Source organism: Asticcacaulis sp. (assembly GCF_047605585.1).
GTDB lineage: Bacteria > Pseudomonadota > Alphaproteobacteria > Caulobacterales > Caulobacteraceae > Asticcacaulis.
In genome coordinates this window covers 142,482-164,802 of sequence record NZ_JASGFK010000002.1, presented here as the reverse complement: position 1 = coordinate 164,802, position 22,321 = coordinate 142,482, and the positions used below count along the sequence as shown (strand labels likewise).

12 protein-coding genes and 1 riboswitch are annotated in these 22,321 nt (G+C 57.4%); of the genes, 7 read left to right on the top strand and 5 right to left on the bottom strand.

The features are described 5' to 3' along the window. Window positions 1–46: 46 nt before the first annotated feature. Window positions 47–880, bottom strand: a complete 834-nt coding sequence (locus QM647_RS06545) for a TIGR00266 family protein (protein WP_414994702.1) — start codon at window positions 878–880, stop codon at window positions 47–49. 233 nt (window positions 881–1,113) lie between these two features. Here QM647_RS06545 and QM647_RS06540 point away from each other — a divergent pair, with 233 nt between their 5' ends. The 7 genes from QM647_RS06540 (at window position 1,114) to QM647_RS06510 (ending at window position 11,938) form a co-directional block, all read left to right on the top strand. Then, the gene (locus QM647_RS06540) at window positions 1,114–2,814 is read left to right on the top strand and encodes a hypothetical protein (protein WP_414994701.1); all 1,701 of its coding nucleotides are present in this window, start codon (window positions 1,114–1,116) and stop codon (window positions 2,812–2,814) included. A 33-nt stretch (window positions 2,815–2,847) separates the two neighbouring features. Next, window positions 2,848–2,968: riboswitch (TPP riboswitch) on the top strand. Window positions 2,969–3,037: 69 nt separating this feature from the next. After that, complete coding sequence (gene thiC / locus QM647_RS06535; RefSeq protein ID WP_414994700.1) at window positions 3,038–4,885, top strand: phosphomethylpyrimidine synthase ThiC; 1,848 nt, start codon at window positions 3,038–3,040, stop codon at window positions 4,883–4,885. A gap of 302 nt (window positions 4,886–5,187) precedes the next feature. Then, window positions 5,188–5,331, top strand: a complete 144-nt coding sequence (locus QM647_RS06530; protein WP_414994699.1) for a hypothetical protein — start codon at window positions 5,188–5,190, stop codon at window positions 5,329–5,331. 596 nt (window positions 5,332–5,927) lie between these two features. Further along, entirely contained in the window at window positions 5,928–8,645 is a 2,718-nt protein-coding gene (locus QM647_RS06525; RefSeq protein ID WP_414994698.1) for a TonB-dependent receptor, read from the top strand. A gap of 162 nt (window positions 8,646–8,807) precedes the next feature. Next, on the top strand, window positions 8,808–10,208 hold the full coding sequence (locus QM647_RS06520; protein WP_414994697.1) for a DUF4832 domain-containing protein: 1,401 nt from the start codon (window positions 8,808–8,810) through the stop codon (window positions 10,206–10,208). An 83-nt stretch (window positions 10,209–10,291) separates the two neighbouring features. Further along, a complete protein-coding gene (locus QM647_RS06515) occupies window positions 10,292–11,017 on the top strand; it encodes an SDR family oxidoreductase (RefSeq protein ID WP_414994696.1) in 726 nt (241 codons plus the stop codon). A gap of 75 nt (window positions 11,018–11,092) precedes the next feature. Beyond that, window positions 11,093–11,938 carry a fumarylacetoacetate hydrolase family protein gene (locus tag QM647_RS06510; protein ID WP_414994695.1) on the top strand — a complete coding sequence of 282 codons (846 nt, stop codon included), beginning with the start codon at window positions 11,093–11,095 and terminating at the stop codon, window positions 11,936–11,938. Between the two features lie 4 nt (window positions 11,939–11,942). Here QM647_RS06510 and QM647_RS06505 read toward each other — a convergent pair whose 3' ends face one another. The 4 genes from QM647_RS06505 to QM647_RS06490 form a co-directional block, all read right to left on the bottom strand. Beyond that, on the bottom strand, window positions 11,943–12,152 hold the full coding sequence (locus tag QM647_RS06505; protein WP_414994694.1) for a DUF2061 domain-containing protein: 210 nt from the start codon (window positions 12,150–12,152) through the stop codon (window positions 11,943–11,945). Window positions 12,153–12,402: 250 nt separating this feature from the next. Further along, on the bottom strand, window positions 12,403–15,477 hold the full coding sequence (locus QM647_RS06500) for a TonB-dependent receptor (protein ID WP_414994693.1): 3,075 nt from the start codon (window positions 15,475–15,477) through the stop codon (window positions 12,403–12,405). Window positions 15,478–16,029: 552 nt separating this feature from the next. Next, window positions 16,030–19,062 carry a TonB-dependent receptor gene (locus QM647_RS06495; protein WP_414994692.1) on the bottom strand — a complete coding sequence of 1,011 codons (3,033 nt, stop codon included), beginning with the start codon at window positions 19,060–19,062 and terminating at the stop codon, window positions 16,030–16,032. A gap of 669 nt (window positions 19,063–19,731) precedes the next feature. Next, window positions 19,732–22,320 carry a glycosyl hydrolase 115 family protein gene (locus tag QM647_RS06490; protein WP_414994691.1) on the bottom strand — a complete coding sequence of 863 codons (2,589 nt, stop codon included), beginning with the start codon at window positions 22,318–22,320 and terminating at the stop codon, window positions 19,732–19,734. Window position 22,321 lies beyond the last annotated feature (1 nt).

Sequence of the window (22,321 nt, the reverse complement as noted above, 5' to 3'; positions counted from 1 at the left end):
GACTTGCCGCCCCAGGACACCCCAGGACACCCCAGGCGCGTTGTGTTTAATTATTCCCGCCGATCAGGTCGCCCAGGCCACCGAGCACCGAACCTTCGCCACGATTGGGCCCACCGCCGCCGATGGCCGCGCCGATCCGTCCGGCCAGACGGGCAAACGGCAGGGACTGCACCCACACCTTGCCGGGCCCGGTCAGGCGCGCGAAAAATACGCCTTCCCCGCCGAACAGCATGGATTTCACTCCGCCGGCCTGGATCAGGTCGAAATCGACCGTATCGGTGAAGGCGGCCACACAGCCCGTATCGACGTGCAATTCCTCGCCGGCCTTCAGTTCGCGCTCGATCACCATGCCGCCAAACTGGACGAACACCCAGCCATCGCCTTCGAGCTTCTGCATGATGAAACCCTCGCCACCGAAAAGACCGGTCATGACGCGCTTCTGGAAGGCGATGCCGAGGGAAACTCCCTTGGCCGCGCAAAGAAAGGCGTCCTTCTGACAGATCAGCCGTCCGCCGACATCCGACAGCTTGATCGGCACGATGGCGCCCGGCACCGGGGCTGAAAAAGCCACGCGCGCCTTGCCATAGCCATTATGGGTAAAAACCGTGGTGAACAGGCTCTCACCGGTAATCAGGCGCTTTCCCGCTCCCAGCAGAGCGCCCATGAAACCGCCGCCCTGCTGGCCAGACCCATCGCCGAAGACGGTGGTCATGCCGACCGGGCTGTCCTTCCAGACCATGGCGCCGGCCTCGGCAATGGCGCTTTCGCCCGGGTCCAGCTCGATTTCGACGAATTGCAGTTCCTGGCCCTTGATCTCGAAATCGATATCGTCGGCAATACCGGACTGGCGGTGATGGGTGACGGGAACGGAAGGCAGCATGGGTTTCCTCTTGCGATATGTATTCAGGATGTAGGCACGCCTGACGCAAAAGGAAGAAACTTTGCAAAAGGAAGTTAGAAGTGCGGGTCTCCAGTGCCTGAACAGTAACAGCTGTCGAAAATCTTAATGAGGCCCTTGCCATGGGAGGCGACTCCTAGACCCTTGTGTCTACACATGGATTTCGACATATTCACAGTAATTTCGGATTATCGATACGGGTGGCTGGGGAAGCTATGCTGATAACTTCACATGCCAGGTTGGCGCGGCTCCTGTTAGCCCTGATGTTCATGACCGGCGGTCTGTCTGCCTGTACCGATACCCGCAGCCCTCCGGAGGATATTGCCAAAAATCCCGCCGCGGCCATGCCATACGCGCGCGCGATCCTTGGGAAGATGCCGGAAGCGGCGCGCACGGCCTTCAAGGCGAAGGTTAAGTCGGAAAATGAACGGCTCGACAACGAACTGAAAGCGACCCTGAACACCAAGGGCCCCGGCCTGCTTGACCGAATGGCCGTCTATGTCCAGGCCCGCAAATCCCAGATTCAGGAATTCAAGCGCCAGATCTCGATCGAAAATGCGCAACTGGCCCAGATCGATCCGGAAAACGACGATTACAATGGCAACGAAACCAACGGCGCCCTGGATCACGCGGCGGATATCAGCGCCCACCGCAGCGCCATTGCGCAGGCGGTTCTCCTGGCCAATGTCCAGCAAAAATACCTGCGCCGCGCCATCGCGACGAGCCCGGTGCTCACGGAAGCCAACCATCGTCAAGATGAAGCGGAAGGCTCCGAGGTTTGGGGCACCATTCCCTATTATATCAATGAAATGCGCAAGGAGCCTTGCCTGTTCAATACCGCCGAGGCGGAAACGGCCGCGACCATTTCCCTGCGCGGCATCGAACTGGGGATGACCCGGAAAAAGGCGATAGATGCGCTTTGCGCTAACGAGAACGGCGAAGTGCGCATTACGTCACAAACCCACGACCTGACATACACAGCCGGCAATATCCAGCAGGGTGCCAGGTTGCTGGCCTGGGACGCCTATCAGAAGGGCGGCGTAGCTTACGCGCCGGACTATCTGGGGGTCAACACGTGGCTGGCCCGTCCTGAAAACACAGCGGCCATCAATGGGCTTGCCAGTTCGTATGTTAAAATGACCCGTTTCTGCCTGCATTGCGCCGGCACGGGCCACGAGGATGACAACACGCTCACGCTGCAATATGCACCGGATGGCACAGTGATCGCCATCAAACGCGTCCAGCGTTTCAATGACAATACACCACAGGACGCCAATGGTCGCCCCCTTCTGGGGAACCGCATCATTCCGCAACCTCTCAACGCCGTAGTCGACCCGCTGCGCACCCAACTGGGCACACCATCCTTCGTTTTCCGCAACCTGGTCGCCTGGGTCTTCCCGGACGGCGAAACACCCCTACAGCCGGAAATATGGTCGACCTATCAATCCCTGGATGGCAAACAGAAGCAGATCCGGCTGAACAATGCCAGTTTTGACGTCTCGGCGCCGCTCGATCCCGGTGGTCCGGCCTTCATGAGCCTCTACAAGGCACTGTCCGGCCGCCAGACTCCCGCCACCTATTGCGTGTCGAAATATGCCTATGATGGCCTGGACAGCAACTGGCCGCTGGCGGCCGTCTATGCCGATCGCTTCGGCACCCGCGCCTATGATCATGCCGCCGCGGCGCCCGGCGAAACCAATCGTTGCGGCGTCGTGGTCTATGCCGTCATGGATGTCAGCTCCGATGGCGACAACGACACCTATATCAACGACAATACGCCGGTTTACGGCGTGACCGTGACCGTGGTGAATGCCTCGCGTCTTTCCGCACAATATAAGCGCGAAGCCCAGACGGTAATCGACCGCATGACGGCCCTGGCAGCGAATCCGGCCAAACCGGTCCCCCTCAGAAAGTAACTTGACCCCCTAAGCATTCCTTCTATGCTGCCGGGCAGTTCACCGGAGTGTCCGCAAGCTTATGCGGGCTGAGACTGGGCGCTTGATGCCGCACCCTAAAACCGCCGAACCTGATCCGGGTCATGCCGGCGAAGGGAGTTGGATACGCTTATATCCTGGCCTGAAATGGTCACGAGCGCCCGCAATCTACGCGCATGATCCCTTTATTTTTAAGGGATTACACATGAACAAGCCTCTCATACACAAACCCATCAAGGTCGAGCATTCGGCCTTTCCCGGCTCGAAAAAGGTCTATGCACCGGGCACGCTTTTCCCCGATATCCGCGTACCGTTCCGCGAGATTGCCCTGCATAAAAGCGCCAAAGAGCCACCGCTGACCGTCTATGATTCCTCCGGTCCCTATACCGACATGACCTTCACGCCCGATATCGAAAAAGGCCTGCCCCGCCTGCGTGAAGACTGGATCCGGCAACGCGGCGATGTCGAGAACATCGAGGCACGCGAGGTCAAACCGGAAGACAACGGCAATGTTTCGGCCGGCGCCCTGGCCCCGCAATTTCCCAACCTGCCGAACGTGATGCGCGCCACCGGGAACAGGTCCGTCACCCAGTACGAATATGCCCGCGCCGGCATCATCACCGCCGAAATGGAATATGTCGCCATCCGCGAAAACCTGCGCCGCCAAGAACTGGGCCAGCAACTGGCCGAGACCGTCCGCGATGGCGAGGACTTCGGCGCTGAGATCCCCGACTATGTGACGCCGGAATTCGTCCGCTCCGAAATCGCCCGCGGCCGGGCCATTATCCCCGCCAATATCAACCATCCCGAAGTGGAACCGATGATCATCGGCCGCAACTTCCTGGTCAAGATCAACGCCAATATCGGCAATTCGGCCGTCACCTCCTCGATGGAGGAAGAGGTCGAAAAGATGGTCTGGGCCATCCGCTGGGGCGCCGATAACGTCATGGACCTATCGACCGGCCGCAATATCCATAATATCCGCGAGTGGATCATCCGCAACAGCCCCGCCCCGATCGGCACCGTGCCGATCTATCAGGCGCTGGAAAAGGTCAATGGCGTGGCCGAGGACCTGACCTGGGAGGTCTATCGCGACACCCTGATCGAGCAGGCCCAGCAGGGCGTCGATTACTTCACCATCCACGCCGGCGTGCGCCTGGCCTACGTCCACCTGACGGCGAAACGCGTCACCGGCATCGTGTCGCGCGGTGGTTCGATCATGGCCAAGTGGTGCCTGGCGCACCACAAGGAGAACTTCCTCTACACGCACTTCGAGGAGATCTGCGACATCATGCGCGCCTATGATGTGTCGTTCTCGCTCGGTGACGGTCTGCGCCCCGGCTCGATCGCCGATGCCAATGATCGCGCGCAGTTCGCCGAACTGGAGACCCTGGGCGAGCTGACGCAGATCGCCTGGAAAAAGGGCTGCCAGGTGATGATCGAGGGGCCCGGCCACGTGCCGATGCACAAGATCAAGGCCAATATGGACAAACAACTAAAGACATGCGGCGAAGCTCCCTTCTATACATTGGGGCCACTGACCACCGATATCGCGCCGGGTTATGACCATATCACCTCGGGGATCGGGGCGGCCATGATCGGCTGGTTTGGCACCGCCATGCTGTGCTACGTCACGCCGAAAGAGCATCTGGGCCTGCCTAACCGCGACGACGTCAAGACCGGCGTGATCACCTACAAGATCGCCGCCCACGCCGCCGACCTGGCCAAGGGTCACCCGGGTGCGCAGATGTGGGACGACGCCATGAGCCGCGCGCGCTTCGAATTCCGCTGGGAGGACCAGTTCAACCTGGGCCTCGATCCGGATACCGCCCGCGCCTTCCATGATGAGACCCTGCCGAAGGAGGCACACAAGACGGCCCACTTCTGCTCGATGTGCGGCCCTAAGTTCTGCTCGATGAAGATCAGCCAGGAGGTGCGCGACTTCGCCGCCGGAATGTCCGACAACGAAAAGGCCGATATCGAGCGCGGCATGGAAGATATGTCTAAGAAGTTCAAGGCATTGGGCTCGGAAATCGACGTGCCGGCTGAGTAAATCAGAGAGCACTTTTGTTATCGGGCGTGGGGTCTGTGACCCCACGCTTTTTTCTCCCAAGTCTGTATAGTTTCTCACGAAACTTGAAATTCGCCTGGAAAGCGTCTATATAGCTTCTGTCGACGCCGATATGTCCGTCACCAGCGCTATATGCCATTGCGCCCTGGCCCCTGAGTTTTCTCATCATATCCCGTAGATCGCCGCGCGTGTTTCGTGTGGCTGAACCGGCTATTGAACCCTCAATCGCTTTATTACCCATAAGAAAGACCGCCGAGTAGAACCGGCGGCAAAGGACTATTATTATGACTACCCTTACCCAAAAGACCCATACCCGCCCCGATCTGCGTGTCGTCGCTGCCCGCGCACTGCGCAACCCGCCCGTGCCTGTCACGCTCGGCTTCAGCCGTCGTGAACTGCAACGTCTGGTCGCCGATATGATCGACTAGGCTTGCCTGAAAGCCAATAAACTCAGACAAAACAAAAACGATTAAATCAAATTTGATCATTTATTGATGTCTTTTATTACAGACAAAGAACAGATGTGATCATTTGGTCACATTCACAAATTCATTAAAAGTCACAACCCGGTCAGGCCTCAATCGGACTTACTTCAATAAAAATTTCTATATTTACAATGTGATTTAAGCCGTCACGCCTAGAGCAGCAAATACCTCTTTTTCAGTCGTCGAAATGAGGCAAATGCGTTAAACTGCAGACATAAAAGCATCGGCAAAATCGTATTTCAATCATGCATGCCGCTGAAAGTTCACCTTTCATCCGCCAGGCAGTCCGGAGATCGTCCATATAAAGCCGACCGAATACAGTCACTTGAACACAGATTCACGGGCTTGAGGAAACATACAGGCAATGATCCGCACTAAATTCCATCCTTCCTTCGTCATCAAACATAGCTGTAACGCCACAAACACCTTCCCGTCACATATATTGTCAGACATATGATGATAATTTGACACACATATTACCTTGAAATAGTGTCAAGCCATCAGCCCCTCCCATAACGGGGCGATCAAGGAAGGAAATCATGTCCAGGAAACTCGTCCTTTTGGCCGCCACAGCCTTATCGGCCGCCGCGATCGTCGCGCCGGCCTTTGCTTTTGCGCAGGAAGCCGCTCCCGCTGAGGCCGCAGCCGCCCCCGCCGCAACCACCACGCCTGATGAATCGCAGGTCGTTATCGTCCGCGGCATTCGCCGCGGCATCAAGGCCGCGCTCGATATCAAGAAAAGCGCCATTGGCGCCGTTGACTCCATCGCCTCCGAAGATCTCGGCAAGCTTCCCGATCAGAACGTTGCCGAATCCCTGCAGCGTATCCCTGGCGTGACCATCGACCGCAACCGTGGCGAAGGCCAGTATGTCACCGTGCGCGGCTTCGGCCCGAAATTCAATGCGGTCACAGTCAATGGCCGGACCCTGGCGACGGACAACGAAGGCCGCGAGTTCTCTTTCGATGTGCTGCCGTCCGAACTGATCTCCGGCGCCGATGTCTACAAGTCGCCGCAAGCCAATATCAACGGCTCCTCAATCGGTGCCACCATCGATATTCGCACCATGCGCCCGCTCGACCAGAAAGCCTTCGTGGCGGCGGCATCGATTGCCAACATGAACGCCAGCCTGGCAGACAGCAACAATGCTCAAGCCTCGGGTGTCGTCTCCTGGCATAACGCCAGCCGCAATTTCGGCGTCGCTGTGGCCCTCTCTTATAGCAAGGAAAATACTCGAGACGACGAATTCACCATTGGCGCCGGTCACGTCCAGCGGTCATCCGATGACAGCTATTTTGCCGGTCGTGTCGATTCGAGTGTCGGCGATTTCACCGATGTCGACATGCCGTCCAATCTGTCGCCCTTCCTCTATACGCGCGACAAGACCATGTCCGGTATCAATACCTCCGTCCAGTGGAAGCCAAGCGAAAACCTGACGCTGACCCTGGATGGCCTGTACACCAAGGTGAAGCAGACCGACCTGCAAACCGGCCTGGCCTATGATTTCTCGGGCGGCACACTGGTCGATCAGGTAGTCGATTCCGATAACAATGTCCTTTATCAGAAGTATCACGATGGCTTCGTCGACGAAATCGTCGAAAAGGACCCGCGCAATGTCGATACGACGGCCATAGGCTTCAATGCCCTGTGGAAGGTCGATAACTATCAATTGAGCTTCGACGCCTCTACCTCTGAAGCCAAGCGCACCGGCAAGGAAGACGCTCTTTTCACCACCATCCGTCGCAAGCATGTCGATCTTTGGTACGACCGTCGTTCGGGCAGCCCAATCTATGATTATGGCTTTACCGACCTGAATGGCAATGATGTCGCCACCAGCTCGGACGGACTGACCGCGCACTACTATATCTGGGGCGGGGGCACCGACTACGACGATAAGACCAATGAAGTAAAGGTCGATGGCAAATGGTTCGCTTCTGACAATGCCACACTATACGGTGGCCTGGCTTACAATACGCGCGAGAAGATCACCGACGCCAACTCCATGCCTTTCGGCCAGCAGTGCCTGTACTGTAATTCGGACGTAGCCCTCCCCTCCTCGCTGTTCTCCTCGACCAACTCGGACTTCATGTCGGATTACAACGGCAATATCCTGCACGACTGGATTGCCTATGACCCGCTGGCACTGGTCGAGGCCGTTCACGGCATTGCTGAATCGCAAGGTAAAACTTTCGAACAAGGCGTGCATGATCCGGCCGGTTCGTCCGATATCAATGAGAAAGTCAAGCTCGGCTATGTCATGGCCGACCTGAAGAACGACGTGGCGGGCATGCCGCTCAGCATTAACGTCGGGGTGCGCATCGAGGATACGAACTACACATCTTCAGGCGCTTCGCAAACCGTCCTGTCCGCTGTCCCGAATGGTGGTGGGCAAAACATCATTACCTTGTCGGATGTTGTCCCCATCAGCTTCTCGGGCCACTACACGGATATCCTGCCGTCATTGAATGCTCGCCTCAATGTGCGTGATGACCTGATCGTGCGCTTTGACGCTTCGCGCGTCATGACCCGCCCGACCCTGAGCGACCTGTCGCCTGCCCAGTCGATCCAGACTAATCCGGGCAATGAAACCATTTCACATGGCAATCCTGACCTGCAGCCCTTCCGGGCCAGTCAGGTTGAAAGCAGCGTCGAATGGTATTTTGACCGCCTGTCTCTGCTGTCCTTTGCGGCCTTCTACAAGAATATCGACTCTTTCGTGACACACCAAACCACCGCTGAGTTGGTCGACCAGGTGACCTTCCAGGTTACCGTACCGACCAACGGCAAGGGCGCTGTGGTCAAAGGTTTCGAATTAGGGTACCGCCAATCCTTCGGCCACCTGCCATCGCCCTGGGATGGTCTCGGTGTTCAGACCTCCTTCACATACGCCGAATCCGACGCGCATTACACCAATACGGTCGCAGACGTATCCTACGGTCTGGAAGGCCTCTCGAAGTACAGCTACTCGCTGGTCGGTTTCTATGAAAAGTACGGCATCCAGGCCCGCGTTGCCTACACCTGGCGTGACCGGTTCCTGCAGGTTGCTTCGGGTCGTAACGGCGAGCCGGAATATTTCGACGCTTATGGCCAGCTCGATGCCAGCCTGTCCTATGATCTCAACGACCACTACACCCTCTTTATCGACGGCCTGAATCTCAACGATGAAAAGGAATTCATCTACTCGGTGACGCCCAACCGCACCAAGGAATACCGCGATGCCGGTTCACGCCTTACGGCCGGTGTCCGCCTCCGCTTCTAGTCTGTTTCTCCCAACCTGCTGTCTGTTGCGTAATCGTCCGGACCTGTATTCACCCGTTTTACGGGTCCGGTGACAGAGGCCCCTTGGCCCGCCCTTCCTCGGAAGCGGCGGGCTTTTTTTCGACGCCGATTGCGATAGGATGGCGGGAAACAGGGGAAACGCATGCCTATCAAAAACCTTCTATGCCTGCTGGCCGCCTTAACGGCCACATCTGCCCTGGCGCAGGACTGGCAGAGCCTGCCACCGCCGGCGATTGACAGCCGCCCATTGCTCACCAATCCTCTGCGCGGTCTCTATGGCTGGGAGGGCGGTATCGTTCCCCTGCCCCGTCCGTCTTCGGAAGACTACCAACGTTTCGCGTGGGCCGATCTCGAGTTGCGCGAAGGTGTCTACGATTTTTCTAAAATCGACGCGGCCCTGAACCGGATGCCGAAGGGTAACCGTCTCGCATTCGGCATCCTCATGATGGATACATGCTGCAGCGGCCATAAGGGCGATGACATCCCGCCCTATCTTAAGGCCCACATGCCGAAGGGATTCCGCATCAAGGCCGACCCCGGCAATTACGGTCATGTCGATACAGTCTATGTGCCTGACTGGAACAGCCCCTACCTGCTTGATCGCTGGCAGAAACTGTTCGCGGCCCTGGGACGGCATTTTGACGGTGACCCACGTATCGCCTGGGTTGACCTGCGCGGTTACGGCAACTGGGGTGAGGGCCATGTGGCCGGCGCCAACGCCTATCATTGGTCGCAATTCCCCTATGACGATCCCGCGGTAAACCTTAATGGCGCCGCACCCGGCGCCCTCGACAGTCGTATTGCACTGGTCGACGCCATTATCGATGCCTTCCCGCACACGCAACTCATCGCCATGACCGATGATAAGGCGGTTCTGGTCCACGCCCTGAAGCGGTCGCCACGGATCGGCATGCGTCGCGACAGCTGGGGGGCCAGAATGTTCGGCGAAAGCCTGCTGGGCGACCTGACGGGACTTGATCGTGACCTGGTGTTGAGCCGCTGGCAAACAGCGCCCTTCATTGTCGAATCCTACGGCTGGGACAAGGTTTTCGAAGCCGGCCTCGACGGCATCGTCAAACAGGTCGAGGACTACCACATCAGCGCCATCGGCAACGGCAATTTCAATGTTGGCCAGTGGAGCGATCTGCCCGCCGACAAACAGGCGGCCTTGCTGCGATCCGGCGATCGCGCCGGTTACCGCTACGTGCCGGTGACGATCCAATATCGCCAAACCGATGACTGCGCTCTGGCGCTGAAAATCGGCTGGCGTAATGACGGTGTGGCGCCGGCCTACGAACCCTGGCGCATCCATATTCGATTGGCAACCGTAAGCATTGAACGTGAGACCGTCATCGACCTGCCGAAGATCATGCCGGGAGAAACGAGCGAGAGCACGGCCTGCCTGGATAAAATACCTTCGGGCGCCTATGACCTGCAGGTACAAGTGATTGATCCGAAAGGCAGCGGACGCACCATGGCGCTACCGCTGAAGGTCCGTGAAGATTCAGATATCTATGAGCTGGGAAGGCTTACGGTGCCCTGACCATTTCCCCTTAAGTCATTGACAGACAGGTTCCACTTCTCTAAATCAAAAACATAATACATATTATGTTAATGGAGACGCATATGGGACGCCTGACGGGCAAGACCGCCTTTATCACCGCCGCTGGCCAGGGCATGGGCCGGGCCGCCGCCGAAGCCTTTATCGCCGAGGGTGCCACCGTCATCGCCACGGATATCAAGCGCGAATGCCTCGATGGCCTGGAAGCTGCAATCTGCCGGCAACTGGACGCTACCGATCCGGCGGCCATCCGTACGCTTGCCGCCGAGTTTCCGGAAGTTGACGTCCTTTACAACTGCGCCGGCTACGTCCATGCCGGCACCGTGCTCGATACCGATCTGAAGGCCTGGCAGTTCAGCTTCGATATCAATGTCACCGCCATGTTCCACACCATCCAGGCCTTCCTGCCGAAGATGCTGGAGCGCAAAAGCGGCTCGATCATCAATATGGCCAGCGTGGCCGCCTTCAAGGGCGTGCCCAACCGCCTGGCCTATGGCGCCTCCAAGGCCGCCGTGGTCGGCCTGACCAAGTCGGTCGCCGCCGATTATGTGGCTCAAGGCATCCGCTGCAACGCCATCTGCCCCGGCACGATCGACACCCCCTCGCTTCAGCAGCGCATGCGCGACACCGGCGACTATGAAAAAGGCCGCGCCATGTTCCTGGCCCGCCAGCCGACCGGCCGCCTCGGCAAGCCGGAAGAACTGGCCGCCTTCGCCGTTTATCTCGCATCCGACGAATCCAGCTTTACGACCGGCCAGGCACACATTATCGATGGCGGCTGGCTCAACTAGCAAGGGGCGCGGCCCCTTGACCCGTTACTCGACTGCGTTGAACCACGCCTCCCCGTCTCTATTCAGGATTACAAAATGAAACTGCTCCGCTTCGGCCCGTCGGGCGCTGAAAAACCCGGCCTTCTCGATGCCGAAGGCCAGATCCGCGACCTGTCCGGCGTGGTCGACGATGTCGCCGGCGACGTGCTGTCCGCCGAAGGCCTGGCGAAGATCGCCGCCGTCGATCCGGCTACCCTGCCCCTCGCCCCGGCCGGTTCGCGCTATGGCCCCTGCGTCGGCCGCGTCGGCAAGTTCATCTGCATCGGCCTGAACTATGCCGACCATGCCGCCGAGAGCAACCTGCCCGTGCCGGACGAGCCCGTCCTGTTCATGAAGGCCACCTCTGCCATCGTGGGCCCGAACGACGAGGTATTGAAACCGCGCGGTTCGACCAAGCTCGACTGGGAGGTCGAACTGGGCCTCGTCATCGGCAAAAAGGCGTCCTATGTCTCCGAAGCCGAGGCGCTGGACTACGTCGCCGGTTTCTGCACCATCAACGACGTCTCCGAGCGCAACTTCCAGACCGAGCGCGGCGGCACCTGGGACAAGGGCAAGGGCTGCGACACTTTCGGTCCGATCGGTCCGTGGCTGGTGACCAAGGATGAAGCCGGCGATGTCAACAATCTGAAAATGTGGCTCGACGTCAACGGCAAGCGCTTCCAGAACGGCTCGACAGCCACCATGGTCTTCAAGCCCGCCTTCCTGGTCCATTACGTTTCGCAGTTCATGAGCCTGCATCCGGGCGACGTCATCTCGACCGGCACGCCTCCGGGCGTTGGCCTGGGTCAGAAGCCGGACCCGATCTATCTCAATGTCGGCGACGTCATGGAACTGGGCATCGAAGGCCTGGGCACGCAAAAGCAGACCGTCGGCGCAGCCTGATGGTCTAATGCGAATGGCCGTGCAGCAGATCGATCTTCACGGCCTTTCGCTCCCATACCCAGTCATGCAGGGGAAAGACAAAGGTCTGTACCAGCGGTTCCAGAAGACCAATGCCCAGCGCCGCTTTCCAGTTGCCTGTAAGGACAAAGGCAACCGATGAGGCGACGCAGACGTGCAGGCTGGCATAGCTGAGGGTTTTCAGGGCAAGGCGCATAACGGAAACTCCAATCTGTCCTGAATGTAGGCGGCGCCCTTCAATAAATAAAATCGATAATTTTTTATTTCTCCATAAGAAAAATTAGAAAACCCCGCGATGTCACCATCGCGGGGTTTTCCGTTTGGACAGGATGCGCCAACACCCTGCCCGCTTTTCGTCCGGCCTGCGGCAACCCGGAGAGGAAGCCTTTCCGGACAAAAGTCAGACCACGCCAGACCACCCCGAAAGGCAGCCCGGCGCATCGCCCTTAGTAGGTCAGGTCGAAACCGACGCGCACGTAACGCGGCGTGTTGTAGTTGGTCGGCGTGCCGTAGGATTCGTCCTTGTAGTAGGTGTAGCTGCCATCATCATTCTCTTCACGCGCCGAGTCGTAGGTGACGTAGCGGGTGACGACACTGTGCGTGTCGAACAGGTTGAAGATATCGGCGCGCAGGACCAGATTGCCGCCCATGGCGTACTTGGCCGGAACCGTGTAGCGCATGGAAACGTCGATATTCTTGGTCCAGTCGGACTTCAGCCCCTTGCCCTGCTGGGCCGGCAGTCCGCCGCAGTAGTGCGAGACGGATTCATAACCGGCCGCGTAGGCGTCATCCGCATTGATACCGAGGCAGGAGAAACGCTCAGGCGACTGCACGATCATGTTCGCGCCAATCAGGAAGGACGGCGTGAGCTGATAGGAGCCCCACAGCTTGAAGGTATGGGTACGATCGCCCGGCAGCAGGCCGCCGGAATAGTTTTCCATGCCCGGGGAATCCCAGCCATAGGTGGCACCGGCGTCGTCCTGAACGGTGTTGGCATACTCGGTAACGGTGCCGGAGTAATTACCCGACAGGCGCGAGTAGGTATAGGAGCCTTGCAGGCCCCATTTGCCGTCGAAGGCACGTTTGAAATCGAAGGTCAGCGCCTGGTATTCGCGCTTCGCATCGTGGAAGTGACCGAGCTGGTCAGCGGTCAGCGTGATGACGCGCTGTTCGCTTTCACCCGGCAGGGCATCCTTCAGGCGGATGGTGACGTCATGATCGCCAACGTTCCAGACATAGTAGTTGTTGGAAATTTCGCCGCTGGTGTACTGCGAGGAATCCAGCCCGTTCTGGTCGAGATAGGTGATGATAGCGTCAGTGAAGTCCGAATCTTCCGAAACGTCCTTGGTCGAACGCAAGGTGCCAGTGACACCAACGGTCCACAGATCGTTGATCTTGTAGCTGGTACCCAGGATCACTTCGTCAACATGGGTAGCGTTCAGGCCTTCCGCCGTCTTCGAGTTGGCACCTTCCTGCGTGCCATTGCCGTAGACGTAGCAATAGTTGCCGGATACGTCGACACCCGAGAAGCCAGGCGCTGACCCCAGGTTCGAGGTCGGGCACGGGGCATCATACTTGGCGTAGGGCGTACCCACCGATTCCGGCAGGCCGGTCGCCGCATCAAGCACCCAGCCACCGGCTGGTGCTTCAAAATATTCCTGATAATACAGGTCTTTGCCGCGGAAGCCCATGTTCATCGCGGGCGGGATGTAGTTCACGCCGAACGAGCCAAAGACCTTCCACTGGCCTTCGCCGGTCGGGTCCCAGGCAAAGCCGAGACGCGGCGCCACATTACCAGTCAGGTCCATATATTGCTGACCCGACAGGTTGAATTGCTTGAACGTATCGTCGCGCAGGCCGAACTGGAGGTTCAGGTTCTTGGTGACATCCCACGAATCCTGGATGTAAACCGCCTGGCCTTCCGACGACACATTGCCGCCCAGGTGCTCATAGATCACGTTCAGGACGGTGCGGTCAGCCAGATCGCGGAAGCGGTACTGGACGGGCACACCGCCGGTCAGATCGGTCGTCTTCAGTTCCGAGTTCTTTTCGTGGTCGATACCGAAGCGAACATGGTGGTGGCCCCAGGCGTCAAAACGGATGTCGCCATCGGCACGCCAGAACTTGCGTTCCATGTCGACGACATTGATCGCCGAGTTGGGTTGGCCCGTCGAGATCACGTCATAGCTGCCATCAACGGCGTAATGACGGACATAGTAGCCTGTCAGATCGGACGGCAGCAGGTTGTCGCGGTCTTTCATGTCACCGACCGCAGCCGAGACCGAGAACCAGTCCGTTACCTTGCCGGCATAGTTCAGCACCCAGTTCTGGCCGCCCAGTTCTTCCTTGGTCGAGGCCTTGTAGGCGCCGATGGTGTCGGTCGACGGATCAAAGTCGTACTGGTCCGACTTGTCCGAGTTGGTCGTGTCGAAATAGGTCAGCGAGACGTGCTGGGTCGGGGTGATATAACCATCCAGCTTCAGGCCCAGGAACGGATCGGTGTTCTTGGTCTTGGTGTAGGTATTGGTGTTGAGGCCGGCCGTGGTCGAAGCATAGTCGTTGAACTGGTACAGGCCGTAGGCGAACAGGCGATCCTTGATGATCGGGCCGCCGGCTTCGACCGACAGCGAATTGTTCTGAACCGACGAGAACTTGCCGCGGTAGTCATAGGTATCGAGTTGATCGTTGCGCAGGGTGGTCGGCTGATAGTTGCCGTGGACCGCGAACATGAAGGTGTTGGTACCCGACTTGGTGGTGGCATTGACGACACCGCCGGTGGCGCGGCCGAATTCAGCGGCGTAGCCGCCGGTCTTGACTTCGACGGTCTTGTAGAAGTCGAACGGCACGCGGGCAGACGACACATATGTGTCCGGATTGGTGATGTTCAGGCCGTCGATATAGTAGGCGTTTTCAGCCACCGAACCGCCGCCGAACGAGGCCACAGCACGATCGCCGGTGCCGAAGCCGGGATTGCCCATGGTGACGGTCGGGGCCAGCATGGTCACGGCGGTCAGGTTGCGGGCGATCGGCTGTTGCGAGGTCAGGGTGTCGAGATCGACAGTCAGACCCGTGGTGGTCTTGGTGAAGTCTTGGCGGACGCGCTTGGCCTTGACGACGACGGTCTGGACGGCGCCGGTCGTTTGCAGGGACGCATCGAGGCGCACTTCCTGCGAGATAACGACGCTAACCGTGGTCTCATACTTGTCGAAACCGGGAGCTTCCACGGCGACGGTGTATTCGCCCGGCTGGAGGCCGGTGGCCGAGAAGGAACCAGCGGCGCTGGAGGTCAGGGTGCGCGACTGGTTCTGGGCGGTCGAGGTCAGGGTGACGGTGGCGTTGGCGACGGGAGCGCCATTGGAATCCGCCACGGAACCAACCAGGGCGCCCGAGGTGTAATCCTGGGCGGCAGCCGTGGTCGGCAGAAGTGCAGTTGTGGCCAGCAGGGCCGGTGCGGCCATCATCAGGGCCGAGCAGATTGTCGTCGTCGCCATAAGGTTGCGACGGTTCGCGATATTGCGCAATTTCATCTCCGGGGTATGCAGTTTTTAGGCACGAACCTGCCCTATCCCCCCAGGACAGTGCGCGCCCACTCTCACAAACCCGCCTTGAAGAACAGCAATCATAGCGTGTTTCAATTGTGAAATATTGCGCAAACTGGAAGCGCTCTCAGGCATATACCATCGTTATTAACACATTTTTTGCGAATTATTTTTCCAAAAATCACAGTTATTGGAAATATTTCCCCCATATGTCGCCTGTAAATTCCTCACTTCGGGGAGCTTGCCTCATACGTCATCGTTAATCCCGATGCCAGGCACAAAGTAAAATCAACCCAAAGATGTGCCCACAATTCACGCGGCAAATTATGTGACCAGACAGCCATAAAAAATGCCCTTTTAGCCCTAGTTGTGACTTTTTTATTACATGCGATGACGTCTTTTCGATCGCAAAAAACCCCACGATGTCACCATCGCGGGGTTTTCCGTTTTGGACAGGGCGCGCCAACACCCTGCCCGTTTTTCGCCCGGCCCTGCGGCAACCCGGAGAGGAAGCCAAAGCCAGGCAAACCTTGATTAGTAGGTCAGGTCGAAACCGAGACGTACATAACGCGGCGTGGTGTAGCTGGTGACCTTTCCGTAGTTCGGATCAACCGTATAGGTGTAATCAACCTCATGCTGGATGTAATATCCGGTCACAGCCTTATCGTTAAACAGGTTGAAGATATCAGCCCGCAGCACGAGATTGCCACGCTTATCCGCTGAGCGTTCGACCGTGTAACGCAGAGACAGGTCGACCGTCTTCAGCCAGTCCGTTTTCAGACCCGTGCCACGCGGCGAAGGCTCGCCATTGCAGTAATAGCTGATTGAGCCATAGTAGAAAGCGGTATTATCGCTATCTGGATAAGACCCTTCACACGACAGATGAGCCGGCGACTGGACCAGCAGATTCGCCCCCACCATGAAGTTCGAACTTAAGGCATATGAGCCATAGGCCTTGAACGTGTGAGCACGGTGGTTCGGTAGCAGGCCTGTGGAGTAATCCGTCAAACCGAGATAGTCGTAGGAAACCGTTGCGCCCGCGTCATCCTGAACGTCGTTACCGACATCCGACAACACCGTACCTTCATAGTTTCCGTGCGAACGCGACCAGACGTAAGACCCTTGCAGCCCCCACTTGCCGTCGAAAGCACGCTTAAAGGTCAAGGTCAGCGCCTTGTATTCACGCTTGGCTTTCGGGAAAGTCAGCCCGGTCAAAGTGATGACCTTCTGTTCCGTTTCGCCCGCAAGAGCGCTCTTCAGACGGATGGTGACGCTGCTGCCGGGATTCCAGACATAGTAGTTATTGGTCGAAGTGTAGTCCGAGGTCGAGTAACCGTTAGCCACCAGCCATTCGTTGATCTGGTCGGTGAAGTCGGTGTCTTCTGAAACCTGATCCAGGTTACGATAGGTCAGATTAATACCTACGCTCCACAGGTCGTTGATCCGATAGTCAGTGCCTAAGATATATTCGTTTTCCGAGCTCGCTTTGAGGCCGATGGCCGCCTTGGCATTAGCCGGCTCCTGAGAACCGTCGCCATAATAGACACACGAATTAGTCGAATTGATCCCGGCCGGGATACCGGCGGCGCCGGTGATATCGGCGGCGGAGGAGCATGAATCGTCACTGTTATCCGCCACGCCTGTGCTTGTAGGCAGGCCGGTGGTAGCGTCAAGCTCACCATCATAGTCAACATATTGCAGATAGTAGAGATCCTTGCCGCGATAACCGAGGTTCATCGCGGGCGGGATGTAATAACGGCCGATATTGCCGTAGATCCGCCAGGAACCATCACCTCGTACGTCATAGCTGAAGCCCAGGCGCGGTCCCCAGTTATCCTTTAGGTCCATATATTGTTCGCCCGAGAGGTTGTTCTGCTTGAACACATCGTCGCGCAGACCAATCTGCAGATTCAGCTTCGGTGTAACATCCCAGGAATCCTGGATATATGCCGATTGGTTGGTGGCCGATACGTTGCCGCCAAATGTGCCGTAACGAATGTAGAAGTACCCATAATCAGGCAGGATGCTGTAATACATTGGATTGGTACCAGTGTAACGGCTGGTCTTATCCATTGAGAGTTCTTCATCATCCACGCCGAAACGGACATGGTGATGGCCCATCCAGTCGAAACGCATATCACCATCCAGACGGTAAAACTCGCGTTTTGTCTCGTCCTTAGTGATGCTGCTGAAAGGCTGGGTCGTAGAGGTCCGTACATAGCCGGTGCCGATGACGTACTGACGCACATAATTGTCGGTCGTATTTTGCGGCGTGAAGTTGTCGGCATCCTTACTGACGCCATAGGCGGCCGAAATCGTGAACCAATCAGTAACTGCGCCGGTGTACTTCAGCACATAATTATCACCACCAGTTTCATAATACCCCTTGCCGTTTACAATCGCATCGCCAATCGTTCCGGCCCCATCGTCGTCATAGTCATAAGTCGTCTGGGTAGTTGTTGTTTTGGTCGAGAAGTAGGTCAGTTCAAGATGCTGGGTCGGTGTGATGTAACCATCCAGCTTTAAGCCATAGAACGGATCAGTCGCCTTATAGGTCGAATAAACACCGCTCAAGCGACCTGCAGAGCTGCTTGTGTTATTATTGGTCGAGTACATGCCGTAAGCAAACAGCTTGTCCTTGATCAGAGCGCCGCTGGCTTCAGCCGTCATGGACGCCGTACTGGCGGACTTGTAGTCACCACGCGATGAATAGGTGTCGGCGTTATGTGCGCGCAAGTCGCTCGGTGCGAAATTGCCATGCAGCGCGAACATGAAATCATTAGAGCCCGACTTGGTGACAGCATTGATCACACCGCCGGTGGCGCGGCCATATTCCGCCGCATAGCCGCCCGTCTTAACTTCGATAGTCTTGTAGAAGTCAAACGGCACTTGGGCCGAACTGACATAGGTATCGGGGTTGGTAATGTTCAGCCCGTTGATGTAGTAGGCATTTTCGGCCACTGAAGCGCCGCCGATCGAGGCAACATCACCGAAATCAGAATCGCCCTTAACCACGGTCGGGGCCAGCATCATTACCGAGGTCAGGCTGCGACCGACAGGCTGCTGCTTCACCAGTGTGTCCAGATCAACCACGAGCCCTGTCGTCGTCTTGGCGAAGTCCTGACGAACGCGCTTGCCCTTGACCACCACGGTCTGTGCCGCACCAGCGGTTTGCAGTGAGGCATCGATACGGACTTCCTGCGAAATCACAACCGTTAGCGTGCTGGTAAAATCATCAAAGCCAGCCGAGCTCACCGTAATACTGTATTCACCTGGCGCCAGTCCGGTAGCTGAGAAGGAACCGGCCGCGCTGGAAGTCAGTGTGCGGGTCTGGCCCTGAGCTGCAGAAGTCAGGGTCACGGTTGCACCGCTGACAGGCTTGCCTGAACTGTCGGATACGGAGCCTATGACGGCACCGCTGGTATAGTCCTGCGCTTCCGCCGTCGTGGGCAGAAGGGTTGCCACGGTACCGGCCAAACCGGCCGCCATGGCGCCTGTCAGCACAACGCCGAACAAGGTCGTTGTCGCCATCAGGCTGCGTTTTTGGGTTATTTTGTTTCTTGTCATACGCCTCACTCCTCGCGTGTCACAATTGAAAACGGGCAGAAACCTGTCCGTCTGGTGGCAAGGTAAGGGGCGTTGTCACACAAGCGTCAACGTAACATTACGCATAATTTAATAACAAACGATACCTGTTCTAATAAAGATACGAATAATTCAAATAAATTATAAAAAAGACCATCTTAAGACACACAAATGGTAAATATCGATGTTCTGAAATTTGAAATTAATAAATAAGATATTTCAAGAAAAACAAATTTAATTCACGAAAGAAACAATAATATTCTAAATTACTTTCCTGATACCATGTGTCAACGGATGTAAAATAAGCCGGATACGCGGCGCGTGCGGATTATGCGGCATCGGAATACCACTTTCGGTATAAAGCCATTCTCCCACCGCAAAAATAAGCGGTTTCAAGCGCTTACGGATCACCAATTGCGGACGCAGCTCGCCTTCGAGCTCCACCCAGCAACAATCTACCAATCTGTCCATACGCTTTCACTCACCAAGCAGAGAGCCATTCCTGTCACCGCCTGTCAAAACCCGCCTTCTGGTGAGCCGCCATATTGTTCGAGTTTTGTTCCAGACGTGGCAGTCCTGTCAATGCGGAATTGAAGTCGCGCATGACTACCGCGGCAAAAGTTTCCTGGCTCGTCAGGCTTCAGGAACAGATCAATTGATCCCCGCACTTTCCGGCGGACCTAGATAGCTGGGTTTGAGCCCCCCCGTATCGAGCACCAGTCGCTCAAGCACCACATTGCCATCGATACGGAAGACCTTGATCGTATGCCTGCCCGCCTTCAAGCCTTTGAAAGGCGCTTTCAGGATAACGATATTATCGGAAACCGCCTGGTTCCATTCCGGCGTTTCCGGCTTGAGATCGAAGCTCAAGGCTTGCGGTGGCCGCTCGTCGATGGAGACAGCAATGCGCAAGCCCCCGCCCCCGCGCGTATCCAGCGTCGGCGCGAGATAAAGGTGGAGCGTGGCATCGGCGGTCTTGGCCGTCCGTATATTGTACTCCAGTCGCATGGAATTGTTCGTGGCCGGTGCGGCCGTCTGGGGCATGGAAATGACCGACGACAAGGTGCGGCCCAGATTGGGAATCACTTGCCAGTGAACATTTGGGCCATCCACCTTGCGGCTATAGTGCTCGGCCTCGATAGCGATGTAACCATCGTCTTCCAAAGCTCGCCCCGTGCCATCAAAAGTCTTGGCCACGGACCAGGACAAGTTTCCATACTTGGGCGTCTCAGGCACATTCGGTGCGGAAAGCGTGACAACTTCCGGCATAACCTGCGTGTCCGGCTGCTGCCATCCTGTATAGCCGATATGAGTTTGGTCCATCATGTGGCGCCACTTCCCATCAGAAACGGTATTGTACTGATCGCTCAGAGCCTGGTCCTCTGCAAATGCCGATTTGGCGGCAACCGCCATTTCATTGGCGCGCCCATCATTTTGGGATGCGAAATCCTTATTTCGCGCCACCGTCAGGTAGAGGTCATACAGATTGGCGCTGGCAGCGACGGGATACTGCACCAGTTGAAAGTATGAAGACTGCGCCACATCAGGCAGCTTAGCCTGCTGTGCCTTGGCCGCCATACCCACAAAATCATAGTGCAGAAAAGCGTCTCCGAACTCATTATAGCTATCCAGGTTGAAGCTCGTTGCATTCAGCAATTCCGGCTTCCGACGCGCATTATACTGGCTATAGCGCGTCAGTATTTCGCCAATCTCCGCCGCATCGTCATCGCCAAACTGCTGGCCGGCCCATTTTGCCGGATAGGCCTGTAACGCTTCCGGCGTCATGGCGTCCGGGTTCCAGGCCATGTCCATGAAGAAGCTCAAGGGAAATTCCAGGGGCTTGATATCGCCGACATTGACGATCCATAACCGGTCGGCGCCGCTTTCCCAGGCCAGATCCATCTGCTGCCAGGTCTTTTCGATCTGGTTGGTATTCAGCCATTTATAATTACGCGGCCCGCCGACATAGTCGAAGTGGTAATAGACACCATAGCCCCCGGCCCGCATCTTACCAGGATCGGGCCCGAGATCGGGCAAGCGCCGAATCTGTCCCCAGTTATCGTCGGAAAACAGCAGAGTCACGTCATCCGGCACCTTCATGCCGTGGTCGTAATAGTCCTGCACCTCTTTATACAAGGCCCAGACCTGCGGCGTCTGATCGGCCGGCTTGCCGGTGACATCGGCGATGATCTGACGCTGGTCGGCCACGATCCCTTCCAGCAGATGCGTCGCCGTGCCCTCGCTCATCGGCTCGTCACCATCGCCGCGCATGCCGATAGTGACCACGTTTTCATAAGGTTGCCCTACCGCTCCGCTACTTGAGGGCTGACCGCCCGCCTGCATACGCTCGATGCCGCCACGCCAGAAGGTGCGCAGATTTGCGGCATTGGTCCTATAATCCCATTTGCCACCGGTCACGCCGCCATCGGTATGGCGGTGCCATTCATCCTGCGCCCGGGTCATCGGCTCGTGATGCGAAGTGCCCATGACGATACCATAGTCGGCGGCCGTCTGTGGATTCAGCGGATCGTCGTCCCAGAAGGCCTTGCCCCACATGGCCGGCCACAGATAATTGCCCTTCAGGCGCAGCTCCAGCTCGAAGACATGACCATAGAGGTCATGATTGATGCCGCCGAACTTTTCACGCGCCCAGCCGCCGAACGACGGCTCCTCGTCATTGATAAAGAAGCCGCGATATTTCACCTTCGGGGCATCGGTACGATAGCCCGCCGTCACATAGAGATCGCTCTTTTTGACCACCGGCACATCGGCCCACCAGTACCATGGCGAGACTCCCATCTTCGCGGAGATATCGTAGGTGCCGTAGATGGCGCCGCGCGGATCGGCGCCCACTATGACCAGCGCCTTGCCACCTTCCGGCCGGGAAACCACGGTCTGGGCATAAGCTTCCCATTTTCCGATCACGCCCCTGTCATCGACCGGCAGAGGCGAATGCCCCGCCTCGGCGATAACCACCACATCGCCGGAGACCGCTTTCAGATCGTGTACGACCGCTGGCCGAACGCCGGACACCCGTTCCAGATCGGCAGCGAAATCATTGGCCACGCGCAGCACCGGCTTTGGCGCATCGCCCGCCACATAGACCGTCGCGGGCCGGCCTGACTTGATCAGCGCGAAGTCGGTTGCGGAAGCCCCTTCACAAACCGACACTGCCCCTTCACAGGCCAGTGCCTGCAAGGGCAGAAACATCATGGCAAGACCACCCACGAGCCACTTCATT

What these genes read in the sequence shown, in the direction of transcription:
- QM647_RS06545 (WP_414994702.1), bottom strand. Translation starts at nt 880, where the DNA reads ATGCTGCCTTCCGTTCCCGTCACCCATCACCGCCAGTCCGGTATTGCC.
- QM647_RS06540 (WP_414994701.1), top strand. Translation starts at nt 1,114, where the DNA reads ATGCTGATAACTTCACATGCCAGGTTGGCGCGGCTCCTGTTAGCCCTG.
- thiC (WP_414994700.1), top strand. Translation starts at nt 3,038, where the DNA reads ATGAACAAGCCTCTCATACACAAACCCATCAAGGTCGAGCATTCGGCC.
- QM647_RS06530 (WP_414994699.1), top strand. Translation starts at nt 5,188, where the DNA reads ATGACTACCCTTACCCAAAAGACCCATACCCGCCCCGATCTGCGTGTC.
- QM647_RS06525 (WP_414994698.1), top strand. Translation starts at nt 5,928, where the DNA reads ATGTCCAGGAAACTCGTCCTTTTGGCCGCCACAGCCTTATCGGCCGCC.
- QM647_RS06520 (WP_414994697.1), top strand. Translation starts at nt 8,808, where the DNA reads ATGCCTATCAAAAACCTTCTATGCCTGCTGGCCGCCTTAACGGCCACA.
- QM647_RS06515 (WP_414994696.1), top strand. Translation starts at nt 10,292, where the DNA reads ATGGGACGCCTGACGGGCAAGACCGCCTTTATCACCGCCGCTGGCCAG.
- QM647_RS06510 (WP_414994695.1), top strand. Translation starts at nt 11,093, where the DNA reads ATGAAACTGCTCCGCTTCGGCCCGTCGGGCGCTGAAAAACCCGGCCTT.
- QM647_RS06505 (WP_414994694.1), bottom strand. Translation starts at nt 12,152, where the DNA reads ATGCGCCTTGCCCTGAAAACCCTCAGCTATGCCAGCCTGCACGTCTGC.
- QM647_RS06495 (WP_414994692.1), bottom strand. Translation starts at nt 19,062, where the DNA reads ATGACAAGAAACAAAATAACCCAAAAACGCAGCCTGATGGCGACAACG.
- QM647_RS06490 (WP_414994691.1), bottom strand. Translation starts at nt 22,320, where the DNA reads ATGAAGTGGCTCGTGGGTGGTCTTGCCATGATGTTTCTGCCCTTGCAG.